Genomic DNA, 24151 nt, shown 5'->3' on the forward strand with positions numbered 1-24151 from the left:
GTTTTGAAAACACCATCGATCCACAAACGGTCTTTATCCGTGTGGAGAATACCATTACTGGATGTGTGAACACCAATAACATTGCAAGTTTAGAGCTTAGTGTAGAACCAATTCCAACAGCGACAGCGCCACCAACATATCAGGAATGTGCAACAAATGAGGCAGATCAGGATACAGCCGTATTTGATTTAACTTCACTTGATGTTACCATCATAAATGGACAAGCAGATATGGCAGTATCGTATTATGAAACAGCCGCAGATGCTGATGCAGATAGCAATGCGATTGCAAACACAACAACGTATACGAACACATCGAATCCGCAGACTTTGTTTGCACGCGTTCGACAAACCATTACAGGTTGTCTTTCAGATCCGATCTTAGTGAATTTACAAGTCAATCCATTACCTGTGTTTAGCTTACCAGAAGATGATATCTTATGTGTGGATGCAACCACAGGACAAGCTTTAGATCCACGAACAATTGGGGTAGACTTTGGCGCAGGATTCACCTATCAGTGGACCACGCCAAGTGGAACTGAAAGCAGTGCAACAGTGACAGTAGATCAAGCAGGAACGTATACGGTTATAGTTACCGATCAGAACAATCCAACGAATTGTAACTCTAGTGATAGTGTAACTTATACAGCATCATCAGCACCAAGCATACTTGATATTGCAGTAACCACACCCGCCTTTTCAGATACACACAATGTGGTAGCAACGGCAACAGGAGGTTCAGGGAACTATGAATATCAATTGGATGATGGGCAGTGGCAAACCACAGGAGAGTTCTTCGATTTACAACCAGGACAGCATACCATTACGGTAAGAGATACCAATGGTTGTGGAGAACTGGTACGGACTTTTGGACTGATAGACTTTATGGAATTCTTCACACCAAACGGTGATGCGTTTAATCCAACATGGAATATCATCGGATTACAGAATCAGCCAGCAGCGAAGATTTACATCTTTGATCGTTATGGAAAACTCCTCAAACAGATTAGTCCTGCAGGACAAGGTTGGGATGGAACCTACAACGGAACGCCAATGCCATCAGCAGATTACTGGTTCAGAGTAGAATATGTAGATCCATTTGATGGAAATCCAAAAGAGTTTATCAATCATTTTACATTGAAGCGATAAATTAAACAGAAAAAATAAAACATACTAAAACCCGAAGAACAGCTGTTCTTCGGGTTTTTTATGAAGTGAACGTTTGTTGCTATTAAGTACTCGTTATAAACGAGCGCTAGCGTAAGGTATTTTAATCTGCTTCTGCGTTAAGGATTACTCATGCATACTTATTGATTAAGAAATCGTGAATGCTACGCATTTGCAACGGCATCCTTTTGCTTTTCGCAAAAGATATAGTGGAAAGCCTGACCACTTACACTGAGCGTAGTGGAAGTGTTGTGGTAACGCCCAAATTATTGTTTTTCAAAAAGAAGCGTATTTATGTGTCTACGAGAAAAACCATTTGACTATTGATATTGTAATTCACTTTGATCATGAATGATTTAATTTGCAAAATAATTTAGTTGCATCTGAGGAAATTCAAACAAAATAAAGCATAAAAAAAACCTCATTATGGAAATGAGGTTTTTTACGGTGAGATTAATCGGTTGTATATTATTTATAGTTTAAACGCAACTGATAAAGTAACGTTTGAGTTTATATTATTAATGTTGGCTAACCCAACTAAACCAGCTTGTAAAAGTCGTGGATTTCTTGCTTGCTCGCTTCTGTCATACGCTAAGTCAACAGACATACTTCCAAAGTTGTATCCTAATCCTAAAGAATATCCTTCTAAATCTCCAATAGTAGTTCCATTTTTGTATGGACTTTGCTCAAAGCGATATCCACCACGTAAGCTAAATTGTTTGATTCTGTATTCTCCACCAACCCTATATGTAGAAGCTGCTTGTAATTGATTTTCGATATCATTATTCGTGACAATGAAATCATTTGTCGGACGTATTTTTGCATGTGTGTAATCTTTTAAAGAGTAATCAAAACTGATCAATCCTTTCTTTCCGAATATATAAGCAAAACTTCCTGTAATATTTCCAGGTGTAACAATTCTGTGCTGTCTGTAAGCGTTTATCACGTTAGGGAAAATATCTCTTCTTAATATATCAGATGGAACACCCGGATCTCTAAAATCCGTGCTTAAACCTTGAATTAATTCATCATTTAAGCTATACCATGTTGGTGATTGATACGAAGCTCCTAAACGAATATTTTTCAATTTTAAGATGGCTCCAGCTTGAAAAGAAATACCAGTTCCGTACGTGTATAATTCGTTAGAAAATTCGGCATATTGCAATCCAGAAGTAGCATCAACAGGTGTTTCAATCAATACTCTACGTTCTCTAAAATCAACATCATGTGAATTGATATTTAAACCTAAATATAAGTTGTCTCTGTATTGTGCTGCTACGTTGAATGTATATTTTCTATTAAATCCAGAAGTTTGTAAGATGTAATCATGATCGGCTCCAGCAGCATAGTTTGCATTAGGACTGTATGAAATATTATCATCTCCAGGATTATTTGGATTAATTACAAAACCTTCATATCCTAAAAATCCTTGTTGAGCTGCAAATCCAAAATCTTCTCCAAGTATTAAATATGTATCTGTATCACTTTCTCCAGGTTGTTGTGCAATTACGCCTGTTTCTTGTCCGTTTGCAAAAAATGTAAAGTAATCTCCGATTCCGCTAGATTGATTCCGTCCAGTGGCAAAAACATTGTTGTAATAATTATCATTATTTTGAACGTTTACACCTAACGATATTTTTTTCCAGTCGCTATCGCCCATATTATTAAAGACAAAAACGATTCCTGCCTGATTCAAATCAAATTCTGATTCATTTCTGTTGGCAACTGTTCCGAAATATGAAGTATCGTTATCGTTATTATAATTACTTAATGAAATTGTAACCTCACTAGTTGTAAAAATAGCCGATCCTGCGGGGTTTATCGAGAAAGCTGAGAAATCACCTCCAAGTGCTCCAAAAGCTCCACTCATGGCTCTAAAACGAGCTGTTCCGTTTAAACTTTCGGAAGAATATCGAACAACATCGTTTATATTTTGGGCATTACTTACAGACATAGTAAGCACACCTATGAATAGTATAAATACTTTTTTCATAATTTTATTTAATATTTCTTTAGGAATATGTTAATGTGTGATAATTTTATCTTCCACCTCTTCTTGAACCGCCTCTGCTAGCTCCACTTGATCTACTTCCACCAGATGATCTTACTGAAGAACCTCTGTTAGATGATGATGATCTTGTGCTGTTAACTCGTGATCGAGAATTGCTGTTAGATCGTGTAATAGTAGAACGTACTTGACGATTGTTTCTTGTAGCTCTTGTGGTATTTCTAGTGTTTCTCGTATTTCTAGTCGATCGCACATTGCTGTTACGCGTATTTCTTGTCGATCGCACCGTACTATTTGTTCTTCTTGATGAACGAGAGTTTGAATAGCGTGTATTGCTATTTCTATTTGCAGTTCTTGAGTAATAATTAGATCTTCTGCTTGCTAAAGCTCTATTGGCGTATGTTCTTCTTCCTCTGTTGTATGCGTAGTTTCCATAATAAGGAGATCTCCAGTATGGGCTATAAAAACCAGCGTAACCATAAGATCCGTAGAATCCACCACCGTAAGGTCCGCAAAGTCCAGCATTCCAGCCCCAGTTGTTCCAACCTAATCCCCAACCGTTCCAACCCCAGTTGTTCCAGCCCCAGTTATTCCAACCCCATCGGTTTCCAAAACCTCTGTTCCACAATCCAACTCCAAAAGGAGAAAATCCTAAGCCAGTACCAGCATAGACATTAATAGTAATGTCTTCAGTAGTCTGACCCCATGGAGAATAGCTTTCTGTATATCCTATATCGTCAACATTTACTTCAGGATCAACATAGTCTTGACTAGAGTATGATTCTACGTCTGTAAAAACATCTCCGTAGCGATCTTCCGCTTCAAGTGATTTTTGTTCAAAATAATTTTGATATGGATCATTACCAGTATTTACAACCTCAGTTGTTTGTGTTCTTTCTTGATCAGAACTATAAATACCGTCATCATATGTAGCTTGTTGGTATGTACCACATGATGTTAGTGCTAAAAAAGTGATGGCTAAAACGTGTATAGCGCTTATCTTGTTTTTTAAATAGTAAATTACTCGCATATCTCCTAGAATTAATTGTTGAACAATACAAAAATAGTTAGTTTTGTCGAAACTATTTTATATTTAACATATTCACAATATTTGTGCCAAACTACTAAGAATGAGCAAGAAATTAACAAAGAGGAGTGACGATTACTCAAAATGGTATAACGAGTTAGTCGTAAAGGCTGATCTAGCGGAGAATTCAGCGGTTAGAGGTTGTATGGTAATCAAGCCGTATGGCTATGCAATTTGGGAAAAAATGCAAGCACAATTAGATAAAATGTTTAAAGAAACTGGGCATGAAAATGCATATTTTCCATTATTTGTACCCAAAAGTCTCTTTGAAGCCGAAGAAAAAAATGCAAAAGGCTTCGCAAAAGAATGCGCAGTAGTGACACATTACAGATTAAAATCAGACCCAGATAACGAAGGAAAGCTAATAGTTGATCCAAATGCAAAGCTAGAAGAAGAGCTTATTGTCCGTCCAACAAGTGAAGCAATTATTTGGAGTACGTATAAAAACTGGATTCAATCGTATAGAGATTTACCAATCTTAATCAATCAATGGGCAAATGTAGTTCGTTGGGAAATGCGTACGCGTTTATTCTTAAGAACGGCCGAATTTTTATGGCAAGAAGGACATACAGCACACGCAACAGAAAGTGAAGCAGTTACTGAATCATTACTAATGCAAAGAGTATATGCTGAATTTGCAGAAGATTTTATGGCAATGCCAGTAGTAAAAGGTGCAAAAACAGAAAGCGAACGTTTTGCAGGCGCTTTAGAAACACATACTATCGAAGCACTAATGCAAGATGGAAAAGCGTTGCAAGCTGGAACATCACACTTTTTAGGACAAAACTTTGCAGAAGCATTTGATGTAAAATATGTAACCAAAGAAGGAAAACAAGAATTAGTATGGGCAACTTCTTGGGGAGTTTCTACACGATTAATGGGTGGATTGATAATGACACACAGTGATGATGCCGGATTAGTGTTGCCTCCAAAATTAGCGCCAATACAAGTTGTATTTGTGCCAATTTATAAAAATGAAGAGCAATTTGAAGCAATCGCGGAGAAAGTAACTGAAATAGCAGATCAACTAAAAGCAAAAGGTGTTTCTATTAAATTTGACAAAAGAGATACATTGCGACCTGGTGCTAAATTTGCAGAATGGGAACTAAAAGGAGTTCCATTACGAATTGCAATGGGCGCACGTGATTTAGAGAATGGAACACTTGAAATTGCACGTAGAGATACATTTGAAAAGCAATCAGTAGCTCAAGAAGACGCTGTAGAGACAGTTGTAAGCCTTTTAGAGACAATTCAAGAAGAATTGTTTAACAAGGCTAAGGATTACAGAAATGAGCACACTACGGTCGTGGATACGTTTGAAGAATTCAAAGATGTATTAGAAAACAAAGGAGGTTTTATTTCTGCACATTGGGATGGTACTGAAGAAACAGAAAATAAAATAAAAGAGTTAACAAAAGCAACAATTCGTTGTATTCCTTTAGATGCTTTGGAAGAAGAAGGAAAATGTGTATATTCGGGTCAGCAATCAAGTAAAAGAGTACTATTCGCTAAGGCGTATTAAAAAAACTAAAAAAACTTTTAAAAATAGTTGGAGCATATAAAAATAATTGTATTTTTGCATCCGCTAATAGGAATAATGGCCCGTTCGTCTAGGGGTTAGGACGCCAGGTTTTCATCCTGGTAACAGGGGTTCGAATCCCCTACGGGCTACTAAATTATTTCTGTAAGTTTATTTTGCAAATACTAATTAATAAATTAGATTTGCACCCTCATTGAAAAATGAAGGCCCGTTCGTCTAGGGGTTAGGACGCCAGGTTTTCATCCTGGTAACAGGGGTTCGAATCCCCTACGGGCTACGAAACATTAAGTTTTAAAAAGTTAATTAAGAAAAGAAAATGGCAAATCACAAGTCAGCATTAAAGAGAATCAGAAGTAACGAGACTAAGCGTCTTAGAAATAAATATCAGCATAAAACTACTCGTAATGCTATTAAGAAATTAAAAAGTCTTACAGAGAAGAAAGAGGCTGAAGCTTTATTTACTAATGTAGTTTCTATGATTGATAAGCTAGCAAAGCGTAACATTATCCATGATAATAAAGCTGCTAACTTAAAATCAAAGCTTGCTAAGCACGTAAGTACTTTATAGTAAAGTAACTTATCTACAAAATATGGAACTCCAACTCAGTTGGAGTTTTTTTTGTGCTTAATTTTTACATATTATAAAACGGTCTCATCCTAAATAAAAAAGCTGCTTACAATTTGTAAGCAGCTTTTCGTATATGTTGAAATTCTATTTGTTCTATGCGTTCATAGAAATCAAGAATTCGTCGTTATTTCTTGTTTGTTTAATACGTTGGTTAATGAATTCCATCGCTTCTACAGGATTCATATCTGCTAAGTATTTGCGTAATACCCACATGCGTTGAATCGTTTTTTCATCTAATAACAAGTCGTCTCTACGTGTGCTTGAAGAAGTAAGATCGATAGCAGGGAAAATTCTACGGTTAGAAATCTTACGATCCAACTGTAATTCCATATTACCAGTTCCTTTAAATTCTTCAAAAATTACCTCATCCATCTTAGAACCAGTTTCAGTCAATGCAGTTGCAATGATTGATAATGATCCGCCACCTTCAATATTTCTAGCAGCTCCAAAGAAACGTTTTGGTTTGTGTAAAGCATTCGCATCAACACCACCACTTAATATCTTTCCAGAAGCAGGTTGCACGGTGTTATACGCTCTAGCAAGTCTTGTGATAGAATCTAATAAGATCACTACATCATGACCACATTCTACCAAACGCTTTGCTTTTTCTAAAACAATATTTGCCACTTTTACGTGATCTGTAGCTTCTTTGTCAAAAGTAGAAGCAATAACTTCACCTTTAACATTACGTTGCATATCTGTAACTTCCTCTGGACGTTCATCAATTAACAACACAATTTGGTATACTTCAGGGTGATTTGCAGCAATAGCATTCGCAACATCTTTCAATAACATGGTTTTACCAGTTTTTGGTTGCGAAACAATCATTCCTCTTTGCCCTTTTCCAATAGGAGAAAATAAATCCATGATTCGTGTAGAAATTGTACTCTGACGTTCTGCCAAGTTAAACTTCTCATCAGGGAATAATGGTGTTAAGTGCTCAAAAGCAACTCTATCTCTCACTACTTGTGGATCTAGTCCATTAATTTTACTAACCTTAATTAAAGGGAAATATTTTTCACCTTCTTTCGGAGGTCTTACAATTCCTAAAACAGTATCTCCAGTTTTCAATCCAAACAAGCGAATCTGAGATTGTGAAACATAAATATCATCAGGTGATGATAAATAATTATAATCAGATGATCTCAAAAAGCCATATCCATCTTGCATAATGTCTAAAACACCTTCACTTTCAATAATTCCATCAAATTCAAAATCAGGCTCGCGGTAGCGATTACGTTGATCTTTATTTCCGTTATTCTTGTGAGAATGCTCTTTTTTAGAATGTTTCGGATTTGGTGAATGCTCTTTTTTATTGGAGTGTTGTGGTTTCGGATTTGGCGTATGCTCTTTCTTATTGGTGTGTTGTGGTTTTGTATTTGTATCCGATTGATCATTTCCTGATTTCTTTGGATCATCTTTCTTTACGTGAGAAGGGATGTTCTTTTGATTTTTGTCAGATGCTTTATGAATCGGTTTATTTTGTTTCGGTGCTGGCGTATTTGGCTTTTCTGCCGTTTTAGGCTCAGGTTGACTTTTTGCTGTAGAAGGTTTTACAGGAGAAGGTTGCTGAGTGGAAGGCTGTGGTGAAGAAGATTGGTGCGTTGAAGGTTTCTTTTCAGTTCGTTGATTAGGATCTCTCTTAATGCGTCTTCTTTTTGAAGTCGAATCTTCTTCGGTAGCTTTTGGTTCTGCTTTTGTTATAGGTGCTACTGATTCAGGATTTATAGCTTGGTGATCTAATATTTTATAAATTAAATCTAGTTTTTTTAAAGTCCTGTACTTTGGAACAGCTAAAGTCTTGGCTATTTCTTGTAATTCGGGGAGTTTTCTTGTTTTTAATTCTGAAATTTCTAACATTTATTTCGTGTAATGAATTGTTTTTTTGAAAAAGTGAGTGATAAAGTACTCTAATGAAGTGTGTAAATCTATTATTAACAATAGATTATGAATTGTCTATGCAATAATACAAATTTATTTTAATAAACAAAATAGTATTTTATGAAAAGAACTATTATTTTTGTGTTCCAATTTTAAGGTATGATTCAAAGAATACAAAGTATTTATATGTTATTAGTCGCTGCAATTGCTGGCGGTCTAACATTTATATTTGGTTTGTATACAACTATTGAAGGCGTAGAAATTTTTGCAAAAGACGATCCAATATATATAGGTTTGTTTGTGGCATCAGCAATTTTAGCGCTTATCACTATCTTTTTATTCAAAAATAGAAAATTACAATTTGTGTTGAATCGTTTCAACATCATATTTAACCTTACTTTATTAGGAGTATTTGTATATCGAATGCTAACGTTATCTGGAGAGACGGAAGTCTCGGAGAAAGGTATTGGGATCATTATTCCGATTATTTCTATCGTTTTATTAGTGCTCGCTAACCGAGCAATTAAGAAGGATGAAGATCTTGTAAAATCTGTAGATCGATTACGATAAACCTAACATCTTAGTAATATTAGTGCGTAGAAAACTCCAAAGTGTCAAAACTTTGGAGTTTTTTTTAGTAAAACTCAATTTTGAAAAGCTTGTGCTGAACTTGATTCAGTACCTAAGGCGTATTCAAAATTGTAAGTTGAACTAATCCCGCTGTATAGCGGGATCTCAATTTCATATTTCCTTCATTAGAAAAGCTTGTGCTGAACTTGATTCAGTACCTAAGGCGCATTCAAAATTGTAAGTTGAATTCATCCCGCTGAAAAGCAAAATCTACACGTTTTCAATCCAAAAGTAAAGAATCAAGTGAAAATACGGGAATTTAAAAACCAAAAATAATACGCTAAAAATCAAGGAAATACAATTGTAAGTTTATATAATTAATAACCTAAACATATTCTAATTATGAAACTTACAGCATCAATTTATGGCGGAGGACCTTTTTATCCAGGTCCAAGTTCTGCATTACCTACATTAAATCAAACAGGTTTTACAACCGTAGTTTGTTGGGCAGTTCACGTAAAATCTAATGGCGATTTAGTATACAACGATACGCCTATAGTTTCCAACGGTACATACATCGGAGATTCTTCTTGGGGCGCAATGCTTGAAAACGTAAAACAGTATGGAAGTGTAAACCGAATCTTATTCTCTATCGGAGGTTGGGAAACAAATGATTTCTACCATATCATGAGTCTAATTCAACGAGATGGAACATCATCATCAAGTATATTATATAAAAACTTTGAAGCATTATTAAGAGAAATTCCTGTAATTGATGGTATTGATTACGATGATGAAGGAAACTATGATCAAAATACGATTGTACAATTAAGCCAAATGCTTTCAACTATTGGGTATAAAGAAGTTACCTTTTGTCCATATACAAACAGTTCTTTTTGGATTGATTGTTTAACTGCTTTAGAAGGAACAAATCCAGGATTGGTAACAGGGTTTAACTTGCAATGTTATGCTGGAGGTGCACCAAATTTATACAATGTACAGCAAGGATGGATTGATCCATTACAAAAAGCAATGCCAAGCGGGTTTGATGCAGCAGCATTTATAGATCCGGGACTTTGGTGTAAAAATGGTACTGGTTGTACGCAAGGAATGGACGCGAGTACAATTCAAGGTTATTTTTCAGGTTGGAAAAATGATGGAATCACCGGAGGATTTATTTGGTTGTATGACGATATTGAAAAATGCGGAAATGATCCACAAAGTTATGCAGACGCCATTTTAAATGGATTAAGTTAAAAAATACTACATAATGCACGATACAAACCTCAGCGAAATACTGAGGTTTGTTGTTTTTAGTGGTTTCACTAAAAATTAAATAGTGTTTTCCCCGTGTCTTTCTAGTTTTCTTCCTAGGGTTCTTCTCTTACAATAATGTCAAATTTGTCCTGTACAATTTCGAAACTGAACAGGCGAATACCGAAAAGCCTTTTGAATAGAGTAGGTGAAACAAAAACAATATTATGAGTTTATCAAAATATAACCCAGGACAAGAACTGGCAAGTATCGATTTTGAATCCATGATTGGAGGTCCATTAATCTCAGTGGTGAATGCGCAAGCACAAGCATCGATGAGTTCGGTTGATTTTATCCAAAAAGTAGGATTCACAGAAGACAAAGATCCAATATATGTATCTTTTAAATATCCAAAACAAGTTGCACCGTATCAAGAAGGAAACACAGATCAAGTCGTATCTATTACGATTTCTAATGGCGGAACTGGTTACACATCTGCGCCAACAGTAACACTTACTGGTGACGGAACTGGAGCAACTGCAACAGCATTTATAAATGGCTCAGGAGTCGTTGATAGTATAGATATTACCAATCAAGGAAGTGGTTATACATCGCCTCCAACCATAGCTTTTACAGGTGGTGATGGTAGTGGAGCAGCTGCGGTAAGTGCTTTAGGAACACAAGTTGCAAGAGCAGCACAATTTCAAGATATGAAAATTGAAGTGCCAATCTTAACGATGTTGCCAATTCCTTTTATTCGTATTGATGAAACTACGGTAGATTTCAACGCGAAAATCAACTCGGTAGAATCTAGAAACGTAGAAACTGAATTTGGAATCAAAGGAGATTTAACAGTAAAACAACGTTGGCCAGGCGGATCAGCAAAACTAAGTGTATCTGCATCCTACAAGCGTAAATCGCAACAAGGATTCAACATAGAAAAAACATATTCTATGGCTGTACACGTAAGAGCTGTTCAAGATGAAATGCCAGCAGGTATGGAAAAACTGTTAGGAATTTTAGAAAATGCAATTGTTTCAACTCCAACTGCTATACCAGCAGCTTAAATTTAACAAGGAAGAACAATGGCAAATTTACAAGATTATTTAGGGACATTAGTCGCTAGTGTAAATCAAGCAAGAGTATTGGCGGATATTGAATCCGCCAACATTGCTGAACAATATGCACAGCATCGTTTGTTAAAGCATTTTTCTATTCCAAGAATGAAAATGCAAAATGTAGAATTTACAATTCCTGTAGCAATAGAAGATGTAGAAACTACCGAGCCAGCAGATTATCAACCAATTGATAATAGAACGTTTGTATCACGAGCGTATGACGAATTAATTAATATATATCAGATAAAAAGTTTTGACAGAGCTTCCTCTCTCAAAATTCGACAAGCATTGTATAAAGAAGCTGATTTGCTCGAAGCAAAATTAAAATCGGGAGAAACAATTGAAAATGCATTGCGTAATTTTTCAGATACAATTGCAGATCAAACACTGCGAATAAAAACACCTTCTGTATCAACAACATCACTAACATCAGGAGTAGTATCTGCGGAAGCGTCGGCACCTAAAGAAAAGGCAGTCATTACAAGAGATGTGATGAGTCAGAAAATTTTAGCGCGATTACAACCAGAAGTGAAGCCAAAAGAAATGCAACGCAACATTGAAAATGCCAATGTAATTGTAGAAGCAAGTAGGCTTAGAGAGCAAAAAACAGAAAATATGGTTTTCATCAAAATGACCGTTCTTGAAGAAAGTATGGAATGGCACACCATTGAAAACGAAAATGGAGATAGCATATCAAGGCTTTCACCAGAATAGCATTCAGAGAAAAAATGTAAAACAATACCCATGAACAAGTCTTTAGTAGATATCGTAGAAAAATGTAAAAACCTATTGTTTCAAGTTTCCGGATTGGCAGATAAATTAGGAGAAAAAGATGTGCATTTCATATCGGAACTGACCAAATGGTTGCAAGAATCAGAAGAATTCTTAAAAACATACAACTACGCACAATGTTCAGAGATAGCAGGATTTAGGAGTCAGCTCATGACTCCTTTGTTATCCTCTGAGAAAAATTCGTCCAAACGAAAAGAACAACTCTATGTTGCTTCTACCATATTATATCCAGCGCAAAGTGTATTGCATTCGGTGTTGGAACCAATTGAATTTAAAGTAAATCAAGCACGAGAAATTATTACACAATTAATGCAATTGGCAAAACAAGCTGGCATGATTCGCTATGAAGCCAACATAGATTTCAATACATATATTATGGGGATTTTTGAAATGTTTAAAAGTCACGAGCAACTCAAGGCGAGTATGACAAAGGTCTTAACCATGGTCAATCGTTCGGATGTGTTGCGTGTGATGGCGGAGGAAATAGATTTTTCTTAGTTTTTTTAACTTAATTATATTAATCACAAGGAAGTAATCTCAATAACCATTCTTACCTTCATTTTTTCATTTTCTTTGTTCGCCCAAAGAAAACAAAAACAAAAGAAAAGGCGCTTTTTCTAGAGGTATTTTTAGTTTTCTAAGGAAAACTAAAACCACATCAATTTTTCTAAATTTTTTCCAAGGCTTCAAAAATTTTTAACGAAAAATAGTTGCTATACTGCAGAAAAAGGAAAAAATAGGATTTATAATAATTAATGCCGATTCGCCAATTCAATAATTTCTAACTCTTTAATTTTATCTCCATCAATCACAAAACGCAGCATGGTTCTGACTTTATGAAAACCGTGTTTTCCGCAGGCACCAGGATTCATGTGAAGTAGATCGAGTTTTTTATCAAACATCACTTTCAAAATATGTGAATGCCCACAAATAAATAATTTAGGTGGATTTTGACGAATTTCTTCGCGAATACGCACATTATATTTATTTGGATATCCGCCAATATGCGTGATCCAAACATCAACACCTTCACACATAAACCGATTATTTTCAGGGAATTCCATGCGTGCTTTATCGTTGTCAATATTTCCGTAAACTCCACGCAATGGTTTTAATTTCTGAATTGTATCGGTCACTGACAAATCGCCAATATCGCCTGCATGCCATACTTCATCGGCATTTTTGACATGCTTTAAAATCTGATCGTCTATATGACTGTGCGTATCGGATAACAATAAAATTTTCTTCATGAATTATAGTTGGTAAAACTTTCCTAAATAATTGTGAATTCAATTAAAATACTGAATTAAAACTTATCTTTGTGAGTCTGAAACAAAAGTAGCAAATATTACCTTGAGATACTTCATTGAACTTTCTTATAATGGCGAAAAATATCACGGTTGGCAAAATCAGCCAAACGCTATTTCAGTACAAGAAGTTCTCGAAAAAGCAATCACAACTTTATTACGATCAAAAATATCAATTTTAGGCGCAGGAAGAACAGATGCAGGCGTACATGCCAAGCAAATGTTTGCGCATTTTGATACAGATATAGTATTTGATCGATCAGAATTAACCTTAAAACTCAATTCGTTTTTGCCAAAAGATGTCGCTGTTTATGACATTCATCCCGTGAAAAAGCATGCACATGCACGATTTGACGCCACAGGAAGAACCTACGAATATTGGATAGTTACAGAGAAAAATCCGTTTCACAATCAATCCGCACATTTAGTCTATAAAAAACTAGATGTTGATTTGATGAATGCTGCTGCAAAAGAATTATTCAATTACGAAGATTTTAAATCTTTCTCCAAAACGCACACAGATGTAAAAACCTATATCTGTAAGATTGAAAAAGCAGTTTGGGAACAACGAAATGAACTCTTAGTATTTACTATTCGTGCCGATCGTTTTCTCAGAAATATGGTGAGAGCCATTGTTGGAACTTTGCTAGAAGTAGGATTAGGGAAATTATCAATAGAAGAATTTAAACAAATTATTGAATCGAGAGATCGAAACAACGCAGGAACTTCGGTGCCCGGAAAAGCACTATATTTAACGGCGGTAACGTATCCTGAAGAAACATTTATAACACATGGCTAAAGTAACTGGAAAAGTATTCGACGTCGGTCTTTTTAAAAGATTATTGGTCTATACCAATCCGTACAAACTTACCTTATATTTTGTAGCAATTGCGGCAATATTATTGTCTGTATTTTCAGTGGCACGCCCAGTTTTATTAAAAATTACGGTTGATGATTACATTATAACCAAAGACGAACACGGATTATTGATATACATACTTCTAATGCTTGGTGTGTTAATATTGGAGGTTGTATTCCAGTTTCTATTTGTATTTTATGCCAATTGGCTTGGACAAAGTATCATTAAAGATATCCGACAAAAATTGTTTCATCACATGTTGCAATTCAAAATGGCGTATTATGATAAATCTTCGGTCGGACGTTTGGTAACGAGAGCTGTAAGTGATATTGAAACCATCGCAAGTATCTTTAGTGAAGGATTATTTGTCATCATTGCAGATTTACTAAAAATGCTCGTGGTGATGGGCGTTATGTTGTGGATGAGTTGGAAATTATCATTAATTGTATTTGCGATACTTCCGTTAATCATTTATGCAACACGCGTATTCCAAAAGGCAATGAAATCTGCTTTTGAAGATGTACGTGCGCAAATTTCAAACTTAAATTCCTTTGTGCAAGAACGTGTAACAGGAATGAAAATCGTGCAATTATTTTCAAGAGAAAAAACCGAATATAAAAACTTTGAAGCAATCAATGAAAAACACAAAAAAGGATGGTTAAAAACCGTTTGGTATAACTCTATATTCTTTCCAATTCCAGAACTGGCAAATGCTATTGCTGTTGGTTTAGTGGTTTGGTATGGAGGATTAATGGCTGCTACTGGTGGCGAAATTACGGTTGGAGAAATTACAGCTTTCATTATGATGATAGGAATGTTGTTTAGACCTTTACGTCAGATTGCGGACAAATTTAATACCTTACAAATGGGAATGGTTGCTGCCGGACGTGTATTTGAAGTTTTAGATACTGAAAGCACTATTGACGATGAAGGAAAATTAGCTTCCATTGATATCAAAGGAAATATAGCATTTAAAGATGTGCATTTCTCATATATTGAAGATGAAGAAGTATTACACGGAATTTCTTTTGAAGTAAAACAAGGACAAACGGTAGCAATTGTTGGTGCAACAGGCGCAGGAAAATCTACGATTATCAACTTATTAAATCGTTTCTACGAAATAAATTCTGGAACTATTTGTATTGATGATATTGATATCAAAAATGTGAAATTAGAGGCGTTGCGTACTAAAATTGCAGTCGTTTTACAAGATGTGTTTTTGTTTGCAGATACTGTTTTAAATAATATCACCTTACAAGATCCAACAATTACACGAGAAACGGTAGAAAAAGCTGCCAAGCAAATTGGCGTGCACGAATTCATCATGAGTTTGCCAAATAATTACGATTACAACGTAAAAGAACGCGGTGGCATGTTATCTTCTGGACAACGACAATTAATATCGTTTTTGCGTGCGTATGTTACGAATCCTAGAATTTTAATCTTAGATGAAGCAACTTCTTCGATAGATTCGTATTCGGAACAACTCATTCAAAATGCTACGGATACCATTACAAAAGGACGAACGTCTATTGTGATTGCACATCGATTGGCAACTATTAAAAAGGCAGATACCATTATTGTAATGGATGCTGGAAACATTGTAGAGCAAGGTTCTCACGACGAATTACTTCAAATTCATAATGGCTATTACAAAAACTTATACGAAGTACAGTTTATTCAGCAAGAAGCGTCATAATTTTTTAAGTTTAATTATTATATGCAGCATATAAAAAACCACCGAGTATTGTAATGATAAGTAGTAAGATAAAAAATCCTATGGCGATGAAAAAGACAGTAACTAGTTTTTTAAACAGCTGAATTCCGTTTAGTTTATACAATCTAACAAACACATAGAAGAAGTAAAATATAAAGCATAAGAAAAATAACATGCCTATTGTTGTTTGTGCTTCAAGAGATAAAAAGAGTAGCGGAATAGAAATCGTATATATTATAAGTTGATACTGAGAAACCGTATAAAGATTTATAACGATATGTTCTGTGAAATTATATTTTTTGTTTTTCCAAAAAGTAACCTTTGTGACGAAGGCATTGATTGGTATAGAAGCGAAAGCAAATAAGTTAAAATATTCTAGAAAGAACGTAAAACCATCAAAACCATTATCGGAAAACAATTCATCCTGACCAAAGCTTTTAAATGAATTCTGATAGAAAGCAATGGTTTCTTCCAATAAGAATGATTTATATAAAAAATTGTACAATCCGGTAATTGCCAAACTCACCAAAAAGAAGTTGAAAGGATTCAAATATTTCTTTCGTGTTCCTTGAATAAAACTATCAATGACAACTTCGGGCTTTGTAAACATGTGCCGAGCCGTTTTAAGTAATGTATTGTCATAATTCAAAAAACGCTCAAAAAAATCACTCCATAAACTTTTTATTGTCAATCGATTATGAATCTTTTTTGCGCCACAATTTGCGCAGAATTTATTGGTAGTTTCTAATGAATATTCACAGTTTTTGCATTGCATGGATTTGCTATTTAAGGGAATCTGTTTATTTGCTAAAAGTTACATTCAAGAAGGAATGTTACCCAACTTAATTAATCTACTTCATAATTGGTAACATCATCAATACGACCATTTTTATAAATTGCTTCTTTGTATACCTTTCCATTCTCGGTGTAAAATTTCACCAAACCATTTCCATTGGCAAAATTACCGTTGTTGATTTTTTTTCCATTTCTGTCAAAACAGGCTACATTTTCAATCAATTTATTTTTCTGATAGATTAACTTTTGACGCAATTGACCGTTGTCATAATACGTACTCCATTCGCCATCTTTTTTATTGTGTACTTGGTTTTCAACAGATTTAAGCTTTCCGTTAGGGAAATATTCTTTAAAAGCAGTTTTTGCATCACTAATTTCGATCATAGAAGCCTTAAGCATTCCATTTTCATCAAAATCTCTATATTCAATATCTTTTCCTTCATCAGTATAAACAATAGAAGATTTTACGTTCCCATTTTCACGATATGTTATATGTTCGCCAACAGGTTCATCATTTTTATACATTCCCGAAAATGACACTATTCCGTTTTCAAAATAAGATTTTTCAATTCCTTCTTGTTCACCATTTTCATTAAATCGGTTCTCTTCTCTTAAATTTCCATTTTCAAAATACTGTTTCTCTACACCAATTTGTTCTCCGTTTTTATAATTTTCTTCAGTTCGAAGCTTTCCATTTTCATAAAATATTTTCGAAACTCCGTGTTCTTCTCCTTCATCATTATACTGTGCCGTTTGCAATAACTTTCCACTTTCGTGAAACTCTTCATAAGTTCCGACACGTTCGCTATTTTTATACGAAGTTTTTGACTTTATTTTTCCGTTTTCATAAAAACGCTCTTCAACTCCGCTCAACAAGTTTTCATCATTCAATACATATTCAATGGTTGATTTTAGCTTTCCATTTTCGTAATATTCTTCTCCAACTCGAAGTTTTCTAACCTTGTCATATATTTCTTTAACTTTCAATTTTCCATTCTCAAAATAAGCCTTCAAGCCTGGAAGTAATTTTCCTTTCTCAAAGTTACGAACAGATTCTACTTGTTTATTTCCGTAATATTCTGTCAATATTCCATGCAATTCATCATCAAGATACGAGCCTTGCAAACGAATATTTCCATCTTTAAAATAGTGCGTAAATGAACCATTAAGCTTTCCATCTTTAATGGTATATGAGTATTCTAAATTTTTAGAATTGTAAAATGTATTTTCTAGTTTTCCATCTCCAATTTCGGCAACTTTCTTCATAAACGCTTCTTTGCCGTAAGCCATCATTTCGTCATAAAGCTTCTCTTTAGAAATTTGAGCAAACAAAAAAGTGCTAAAAATTAAAAAAAGCAGGGTAAATTTCACTTTCATCTGTGGTAATTTGAAGAATTAATTTAAGTCATTCTGAAGCATTTCTTGTAGCATGGCAATATCTTCATACAATACAAATTCGCCATCGCGGATATATGAAATCTGTCCACTTTCTTCCGAAACAACCAATACCAACGCATCTGTTTTTTCCGTAATTCCTACGGCAGCTCTGTGACGTAAGCCAAAACGTTGCGGAATTTTAGTTTCTTTGGAAACAGGCAAAATAACGCGTGTAGCAGTCACACGATTACCTTCAATAATAATGGCACCATCATGCAATGGACTGTTTTTAAAAAAGATACTTTCCAAGGTCGGAACATTCACATCCATTCCCATTGTATCTCCAGAATCTTTTACAAAATCTAATGAATTGCTACGTTCAATGACGATAATAGCACCGGTTTTTGTGGCAGCCATTTTTACACAAGCCTCCAAAATAGCTTCTACATCAGTTTCGGTATTTCCATCTTGTTTCAAAAACTTAAAATGTTTGACAAAACTACGTTTCGTAGCAAAATTTGTAGAACCAATCATTAGTAAAAACTTTCGGATTTCTTGCTGAAATACAATAAATAAGGCAATAATTCCAACATTAATAAATCCGCCAAAAATATTACTCAATACTTTCATTTCTAGTGCTTCCGTTATTTTCCACATGATGAAAATAATCACGATTCCAACAAAAATGTTAATAGCGGCAGTTCCTTTTACAAGTTTGTATACATAATACAAAAGCACCGCAACGAGAATGATTTCGATGAAGTCTAACAATCCGAAATTTAAAAAGCCTATAAAATCCAAAGTAGTTGCATATACGGTTGGAGTAAAAATAACAAATATTATACAAGGTTGATGTAAAAGCTGTTTTTTTTCAACAGAAACGCTTTCTACCATTGCGTAGAGGAATTGCAAACAAGGGAAAAAACGATCACTTATTTCTATGGTAAAACCGTAATAGTTTGATTATTAGATGAGTTATCTTATGACTATTAACCAAAAAAATAATCATGTTACACAAAATTTTAAACCTAAAAGGAGTCGAAGAAATCGAAAAAAGTCAACAACAAAAAATTAACGGCGGGCGCGCTAAATGTTTTAACGGTGGTGTTTGTACAGATTGTGGACATCATTGCGCAGAAGTACAATGTTGTTATTGTTTGGACTTTTAGAAAGAAAAGTAAAAAGTAAAATTGTAAAAGTTGCCTAAAAATTATTTTGGGCAACTTTTATTTTTATGGTAAAACCGTAACAATTTAATTTATAAGTTTTTTATTTTTCTGTATTTATTAACCAAAAATAGTATAATCATGTTAACTGAAATTTTAAATTTAAAAGGCGTTAAAAAAATTGAAAAAAGCCAACAAGTACAAATCTTAGGTGGATCTGTTTGCAAACACAGCGGATCTTGTGTAAACTACGGAAGCGAATGCAACGAGCGCGATTGTCAAAGTGCTCCTTCTCCGTGGCCACGAAACATGTATTAGAAGTTTCTTAAAAGGAGTCGTATTTTGACTAGTTTAGTATCAACATTAAAAAAAGTTGTCTGAAAATGATTAGGCAACTTTTTATTTTTTTATCAAGAATAACCAATCAAAACTTACGCACGCATTATTCCCACTAACTTCACACATTCCATCGCTTCTTTCACATCATGAACCCGCAAAATAGAAGCGCCATTTTGTAAAGCAATCGTATGTAGCACAGAAGTTCCGTTCAACGCTTCTTGCGGAGAAGTTTCTAGCACTTTATAAATCATGGATTTCCTGGAAACACCTGCCAATATTGGGAAATCGAGCATTTTGAATACTTCTAATTGTTTTAAAATGGTGTAATTATGCGCGATGGTTTTTCCAAATCCAAAACCAGGATCGATGATGAGGTCGTTAATTTTATGTGATTTAGCTTCCGCAATTTTACGCGAAAAATAATGAAGCAATTCTTTCACAACATCTTCATAATTAGGGTTTTGTTGCATGGTTTTCGGTGTTCCTTGTAGATGCATCATAATGTATGGGACACCAAGTTTTCCAACAGTTTTCATCATTTGATTGTCCAAATTTCCAGCAGAAATATCATTAATCATCGCTGCGCCAATAGCAATAGCTTCTTTGGCAACTTCACTGCGAAAGGTATCAATAGAAATGATAGTTTCAGGAAATTTTTTCAAAATCAGTTCCACCATCGGAAGCAAGCGTTGTTTTTCCTCAGTTTCAGAAACATCTGGAGCATTTGGTCGCGAACTATAGGCGCCAATATCTATAAAAGTCGCGCCATCAATCAGCATTTTTTCTACTTGCGTCAGAATAGCAGCTTCGTCTTTGTACTTTCCTCCATCAAAAAAAGAATCGGGCGTTACATTCAAAATCCCCATTACTTTTGGCGTGTCGAGGGAAACTAATTGACCTTTACAGTTTATATTTTGCATATTATACCTTTACAACAAAGTTATGTCCGTTTCTTTTTATAAATTGGTTATTTTGGACGAAATTTACATAAAATCTCATTAATCGGATAATATAATAACTATGGAATCACAGGCAACTGCTAAAAACAAAAATATAATTCAGAAGATTTTTGACACCACAGCAGGGAAAATTTTCACGATACTTTCACAACTCTTCGTGGGTGGATTATTTATCTTTTCAGGATTTATCAAGCTAAATGATCCTGTTGGGTTTTCGTTTAAACTGACGGATTATTTCGCAGAAGACGTTTTAAACCTAGAATTTTTATCGCCGTATGCACTTTGGATTGCACTTTTTGTAGTTATTCTTGAAGTAATACTTGGCGTGATGATTCTTTTAAGTCTCTACAAAAAACCTGTATTATGGTGTTTGCTCGGATTGATTATTTTCTTTACATTCCTCACGTTTTATTCAGCATATTTCAACAAAGTAACCGATTGTGGTTGTTTTGGAGATTTCTGGAAACTCACACCATGGGAAAGTTTTACAAAAGACATCATTCTATTATTCTTTATCATTATCCTATTCTTAGGAATCAACAATATCAAATCTATATTTCCTAAAAAAATAAACATCGGAATTACGGTTTTGAGCTTACTAGCATGTATTTTATTTGGAAGGCACGTATTAAATCATTTACCAACTTTCGATTTCAGACCGTATAAAATCAGCGCAAATATCACTGAAGGAATGTCAGTTCCGCCAGATGCGCCACGACCAGTTTTTGAATACATCTGGACATTTGATGTAAATGGTGAAATGAAAGAAATAGTAACGCAATCAACCGAATATCCTGTGGTAGAAGGCGGAACGTATGTAAAAGTTGATAGTAGAGTACTTCGCGAAGGCTATGAGCCACCAATTCACGATTTCTCCATAGAAAGTATGGAAGATGGCGATTTAACTGAAATGATGTTGCAAGAAGAAAAACTCATCATGGTAGTAATGTACAACTTGGACAAAGCCAAAGAAGCTGGATTTTCAAAAGTAAAATCGTTTACAGATAAAGCCATTAACGCTGGTTACAAAGTAATCGGAGTATCTTCTTCAGATCCACAAAATTTAAAAGATTTGGCAGACTTGATGCAATTCAATTTTGATTTCTATCTATCAGATGAAACCGCACTAAAAACCATCATCCGATCGAATCCCGGAATTTTAAAACTTGAAAAAGGTACCATTATCGACAAAGCGCATTACAACGATTTTGACAACATAAAACTATAAGACAAACTTGATTTTTGGTTCGTATTTTACCTGTCAGTTCGAGCGCAGTCGAGAACAAGAAAAAATGAATGAAAGATGAAAAATTCCGCAGTTGGTGAACGATAAACTGATTTTTGCTAAAAGCTAAAAGCTAAAAGCTAAAAGCTAAAAGCTAAATACTAAATACTAAATACTAAATACTAAATACTAAAAATAAAATATAAAACAATTCTTGGCAAGCTACATCATACATAAAATTGGGTATGCATTTCTAACACTTTTCGGAGTCGTTACAGTGATATTTATCTTGTTCAATATTTTACCCGGCGATCCTGCAAAAATGATGCTTGGGCAAAATCAAACGGAAGAACAAGTCGCGATTGTGAAGAAAAAATACGGTTTCGACAAACCTGTCTTAACGCAGTATGCATATTATTTGAATGATTTACTGCCGCTATCATTTCATTCCACAAAAGAAGAAGATTATACATATTTAGCAAACAATAAATACAGCGCAGCCAAACTATTTACGATCGGAAATACAACGACCGTATTAAAATTTCCATACTTGCGTGAATCGTTTCAAAAATCTGGAAAAAGTGTATCGCAAGTTATCAAAGAAACCTTGCCAAATACCATTGTGTTAGCAGTCGCGGCAATTAGTATTGCGATGTTACTCGGTATTATTTTCGGAATCATTTCGGCATTATACAAAGACACATTTATTGACAAAAGCATCCAAATCATAAGTACCTTAGGAATGAGTGTTCCGTCGTTTTTTAGCGCAATTCTATTTGCGTGGATTTTTGGATTCCTTCTAAATGAATACACAAATCTTAACATGACGGGAAGCTTATACGAAGTAGATGATTTTGGTGAATCGATCAGCATTCGCTGGAAAAACCTCATCTTACCAGCCATCGTATTAGGAATTCGCCCGTTAGCAGTTGTCATTCAACTCATGCGAAATTCGTTATTAGAAGTCTTCAATCAAGATTACATCCGAACGGCGCGAGCGAAAGGATTAACGGAATTTCAAATTATAAAAAAGCACGCGGTTAAAAACGCACTGAATCCTGTAATTACAGCAATATCAGGTTGGTTTGCTTCTATGTTAGCGGGTGCTGTATTTGTAGAATATATTTTTGGTTGGAATGGACTCGGAAAAGAAATTGTTGATGCCTTAAACAGTCAAGATTTACCAATCATCATGGGCGCAGTATTAATCATTGCGAGTATGTTTATCATTATAAATATTCTGGTCGATATCATTTACGGTTGGCTCGATCCTAAAATTCGACTGCAATAAATGAAACACATGAAAGTTACACCACTATATTTCGTCTATTTCGGTATGTTTTTATTGTTGTTTTCGTGTAAAAGTGAAACAGAAAGCAAAAAAGCAGAAACTGTTGAAACAACACTAAAACAATTATTGCCAACGAAAACGGCAATTCGGATTTTAATTGATAAAAGTGACTATACACTTTCTGTATTTGCATCCGATACCTTAGTAAAAGAATACGCTGTTGTTTTTGGTGGAAATCCAACAGGAGACAAGCACAAAGAAGGTGACAAGCGAACGCCAGAAGGTGTTTTTGGAATGCGAGACAAATATCCGCATCGCAATTGGTCAAAATTTATATGGATTGATTACCCAAATGCTGATTCGTGGAAAAAATTCAATCAGCGAAAAGCGGACGGAATCATCAAAGACGGTGAAACTATTGGCGGAGAAGTTGGGATTCATGGTGTTCCCGACGGAATGGATCACATGATTGACGACAAACGCAATTGGACATTAGGTTGTATTTCGATGAAAAATGCAGCCATCAACGAAATCTATCCATACATTACAAAACGAACACAAATTAAAATTCAACCATAAAATGAAATACATACTAAGCGTACTTTTTATCGCAGTCTTTTCTATAAGTTGTCAAAAAGAAATCTTAAAAGAATTTCCAAAAGAAGCCTTACAAGACACCATGCGAACCATAGATGGGAAAAGCATTAAGTTTGAAGAAATCTTAGCCAAACACAAAGGAAAAACAATTTTCATTGACATTTGGGCTTCTTGGTGTGGCGATTGTTTAAAAGGAATTCCAGGCGTAAAAGAAATTCAAAAAAATAATCCACAGTTAACATACCTATTTTTATCTTTGGACAAAAAAGAAACTAGCTGGAAAGCAGGCATTGAAAAGCACAATTTAGTTGGAGAACATTATTTTCTCAAAGCTGGATTTAAAAGTGCGTTTTGCAAAGCCATTGATGTCGATTGGATTCCTAGATACATGGTTGTCAATCCTGACGGAAGTATCAAGCTTTACGAAGCAGTTAAAACAAGTGATGAAGCATTGCTAGAAGCAATCAAACTATAA

Annotated in this window: 24 protein-coding genes and 2 tRNA genes; 18 read left to right on the forward strand and 8 right to left on the reverse strand. The window is 34.8% G+C overall.

Annotated elements, in window-relative coordinates; all coding sequences use genetic code 11:
- The coding region (locus H2O64_RS17660; RefSeq protein ID WP_187563547.1) for a T9SS type B sorting domain-containing protein at positions 1-1148 on the forward strand (1148 nt) is incomplete at its 5' end.
- 490 nt (positions 1149-1638) lie between these two features.
- Here the strand turns inward: H2O64_RS17660 and H2O64_RS17665 are convergent.
- Together H2O64_RS17665 and H2O64_RS17670 are read right to left on the reverse strand one after the other, a co-directional pair.
- Entirely contained in the window at positions 1639-3159 is a 1521-nt protein-coding gene (locus H2O64_RS17665) for an OmpP1/FadL family transporter (protein ID WP_187563548.1), read from the reverse strand.
- Positions 3160-3205: 46 nt separating this feature from the next.
- Positions 3206-4204, reverse strand: a complete 999-nt coding sequence (locus H2O64_RS17670) for a hypothetical protein (protein WP_187563549.1) — start codon at positions 4202-4204, stop codon at positions 3206-3208.
- Between the two features lie 100 nt (positions 4205-4304).
- Between H2O64_RS17670 and proS the strand changes: the two genes are divergently transcribed.
- The 4 genes from proS (at position 4305) to rpsT (ending at position 6369) form a co-directional block, all read left to right on the forward strand.
- Positions 4305-5783 carry a proline--tRNA ligase gene (proS, locus tag H2O64_RS17675; RefSeq protein ID WP_187563550.1) on the forward strand — a complete coding sequence of 493 codons (1479 nt, stop codon included), beginning with the start codon at positions 4305-4307 and terminating at the stop codon, positions 5781-5783.
- 77 nt (positions 5784-5860) lie between these two features.
- Positions 5861-5932: transfer RNA gene (locus H2O64_RS17680), tRNA-Glu, on the forward strand.
- Between the two features lie 74 nt (positions 5933-6006).
- Positions 6007-6078 (forward strand) — tRNA-Glu (locus H2O64_RS17685).
- Positions 6079-6117: 39 nt separating this feature from the next.
- The gene (rpsT, locus tag H2O64_RS17690; protein ID WP_187563551.1) at positions 6118-6369 is read left to right on the forward strand and encodes a 30S ribosomal protein S20; all 252 of its coding nucleotides are present in this window, start codon (positions 6118-6120) and stop codon (positions 6367-6369) included.
- 153 nt (positions 6370-6522) lie between these two features.
- Here the strand turns inward: rpsT and rho are convergent, their stop codons facing one another.
- Positions 6523-8289 carry a transcription termination factor Rho gene (rho, locus tag H2O64_RS17695; protein WP_187563552.1) on the reverse strand — a complete coding sequence of 589 codons (1767 nt, stop codon included), beginning with the start codon at positions 8287-8289 and terminating at the stop codon, positions 6523-6525.
- Positions 8290-8469: 180 nt separating this feature from the next.
- On the opposite strand from rho, the gene H2O64_RS17700 reads away from it, so the two are divergent.
- The 5 genes from H2O64_RS17700 (at position 8470) to H2O64_RS17720 (ending at position 12542) form a co-directional block, all read left to right on the forward strand.
- Entirely contained in the window at positions 8470-8880 is a 411-nt protein-coding gene (locus tag H2O64_RS17700; RefSeq protein ID WP_187563553.1) for a DUF4293 domain-containing protein, read from the forward strand.
- 402 nt (positions 8881-9282) lie between these two features.
- Entirely contained in the window at positions 9283-10137 is an 855-nt protein-coding gene (locus tag H2O64_RS17705; RefSeq protein WP_187563554.1) for a lysyl endopeptidase, read from the forward strand.
- A gap of 224 nt (positions 10138-10361) precedes the next feature.
- Positions 10362-11201, forward strand: a complete 840-nt coding sequence (locus H2O64_RS17710) for a DUF2589 domain-containing protein (RefSeq protein WP_187563555.1) — start codon at positions 10362-10364, stop codon at positions 11199-11201.
- A gap of 18 nt (positions 11202-11219) precedes the next feature.
- Positions 11220-11966 carry a hypothetical protein gene (locus tag H2O64_RS17715; protein ID WP_187563556.1) on the forward strand — a complete coding sequence of 249 codons (747 nt, stop codon included), beginning with the start codon at positions 11220-11222 and terminating at the stop codon, positions 11964-11966.
- 30 nt (positions 11967-11996) lie between these two features.
- Positions 11997-12542, forward strand: coding sequence for a hypothetical protein (locus H2O64_RS17720; RefSeq protein WP_187563557.1), 546 nt, complete (start codon positions 11997-11999; stop codon positions 12540-12542).
- A gap of 254 nt (positions 12543-12796) precedes the next feature.
- Here the strand turns inward: H2O64_RS17720 and H2O64_RS17725 are convergent, their stop codons facing one another.
- Positions 12797-13294 (reverse strand): metallophosphoesterase family protein, encoded by a 498-nt coding sequence (locus H2O64_RS17725; RefSeq protein ID WP_187563558.1) that lies wholly within the window; start codon positions 13292-13294, stop codon positions 12797-12799.
- 103 nt (positions 13295-13397) lie between these two features.
- Between H2O64_RS17725 and truA the strand changes: the two genes are divergently transcribed.
- Together truA and H2O64_RS17735 are read left to right on the forward strand one after the other, a co-directional pair.
- Positions 13398-14150: a tRNA pseudouridine(38-40) synthase TruA gene (gene truA / locus H2O64_RS17730; protein ID WP_187563559.1), complete on the forward strand. Its 753-nt coding sequence runs from the start codon at positions 13398-13400 to the stop codon at positions 14148-14150.
- On the forward strand, positions 14143-15909 hold the full coding sequence (locus H2O64_RS17735; RefSeq protein ID WP_187563560.1) for an ABC transporter ATP-binding protein: 1767 nt from the start codon (positions 14143-14145) through the stop codon (positions 15907-15909). The genes truA and H2O64_RS17735 overlap by 8 nt, the downstream gene beginning before the upstream one ends.
- A 10-nt stretch (positions 15910-15919) precedes the next feature.
- Here H2O64_RS17735 and H2O64_RS17740 read toward each other — a convergent pair whose 3' ends face one another.
- The 3 genes from H2O64_RS17740 to H2O64_RS17750 all read right to left on the reverse strand — a co-directional run bounded on the left by H2O64_RS17740 (position 15920) and on the right by H2O64_RS17750 (position 18900).
- Positions 15920-16702, reverse strand: a complete 783-nt coding sequence (locus H2O64_RS17740) for a DUF3667 domain-containing protein (RefSeq protein WP_187563561.1) — start codon at positions 16700-16702, stop codon at positions 15920-15922.
- Between the two features lie 71 nt (positions 16703-16773).
- Complete coding sequence (locus H2O64_RS17745) at positions 16774-17988, reverse strand: toxin-antitoxin system YwqK family antitoxin (RefSeq protein WP_187563562.1); 1215 nt, start codon at positions 17986-17988, stop codon at positions 16774-16776.
- 129 nt (positions 17989-18117) lie between these two features.
- Entirely contained in the window at positions 18118-18900 is a 783-nt protein-coding gene (locus H2O64_RS17750; protein ID WP_187563685.1) for a diadenylate cyclase, read from the reverse strand.
- Between the two features lie 206 nt (positions 18901-19106).
- Here H2O64_RS17750 and H2O64_RS17755 point away from each other — a divergent pair, with 206 nt between their 5' ends.
- Positions 19107-19268 (forward strand): hypothetical protein, encoded by a 162-nt coding sequence (locus tag H2O64_RS17755; RefSeq protein ID WP_187563563.1) that lies wholly within the window; start codon positions 19107-19109, stop codon positions 19266-19268.
- Positions 19269-19406: 138 nt separating this feature from the next.
- Positions 19407-19583 carry a hypothetical protein gene (locus H2O64_RS17760; protein ID WP_187563564.1) on the forward strand — a complete coding sequence of 59 codons (177 nt, stop codon included), beginning with the start codon at positions 19407-19409 and terminating at the stop codon, positions 19581-19583.
- A 113-nt stretch (positions 19584-19696) separates the two neighbouring features.
- Here the strand turns inward: H2O64_RS17760 and folP are convergent, their stop codons facing one another.
- Positions 19697-20524: a dihydropteroate synthase gene (folP, locus tag H2O64_RS17765; protein ID WP_235982932.1), complete on the reverse strand. Its 828-nt coding sequence runs from the start codon at positions 20522-20524 to the stop codon at positions 19697-19699.
- A 100-nt stretch (positions 20525-20624) separates the two neighbouring features.
- On the opposite strand from folP, the gene H2O64_RS17770 reads away from it, so the two are divergent.
- The 4 genes from H2O64_RS17770 to H2O64_RS17785 all read left to right on the forward strand — a co-directional run bounded on the left by H2O64_RS17770 (position 20625) and on the right by H2O64_RS17785 (position 24151).
- Positions 20625-21791: a BT_3928 family protein gene (locus H2O64_RS17770; RefSeq protein WP_235982934.1), complete on the forward strand. Its 1167-nt coding sequence runs from the start codon at positions 20625-20627 to the stop codon at positions 21789-21791.
- A 211-nt stretch (positions 21792-22002) separates the two neighbouring features.
- Complete coding sequence (locus tag H2O64_RS17775; RefSeq protein WP_187563565.1) at positions 22003-23079, forward strand: ABC transporter permease; 1077 nt, start codon at positions 22003-22005, stop codon at positions 23077-23079.
- Between the two features lie 9 nt (positions 23080-23088).
- A complete protein-coding gene (locus H2O64_RS17780) occupies positions 23089-23658 on the forward strand; it encodes a L,D-transpeptidase family protein (RefSeq protein WP_187563566.1) in 570 nt (189 codons plus the stop codon).
- Position 23659: 1 nt separating this feature from the next.
- The gene (locus H2O64_RS17785) at positions 23660-24151 is read left to right on the forward strand and encodes a TlpA family protein disulfide reductase (RefSeq protein ID WP_187563567.1); all 492 of its coding nucleotides are present in this window, start codon (positions 23660-23662) and stop codon (positions 24149-24151) included.

The sequence above is a fragment of the Kordia aestuariivivens genome, from assembly GCF_014397005.1.
Classification (GTDB): domain Bacteria; phylum Bacteroidota; class Bacteroidia; order Flavobacteriales; family Flavobacteriaceae; genus Kordia; species Kordia aestuariivivens.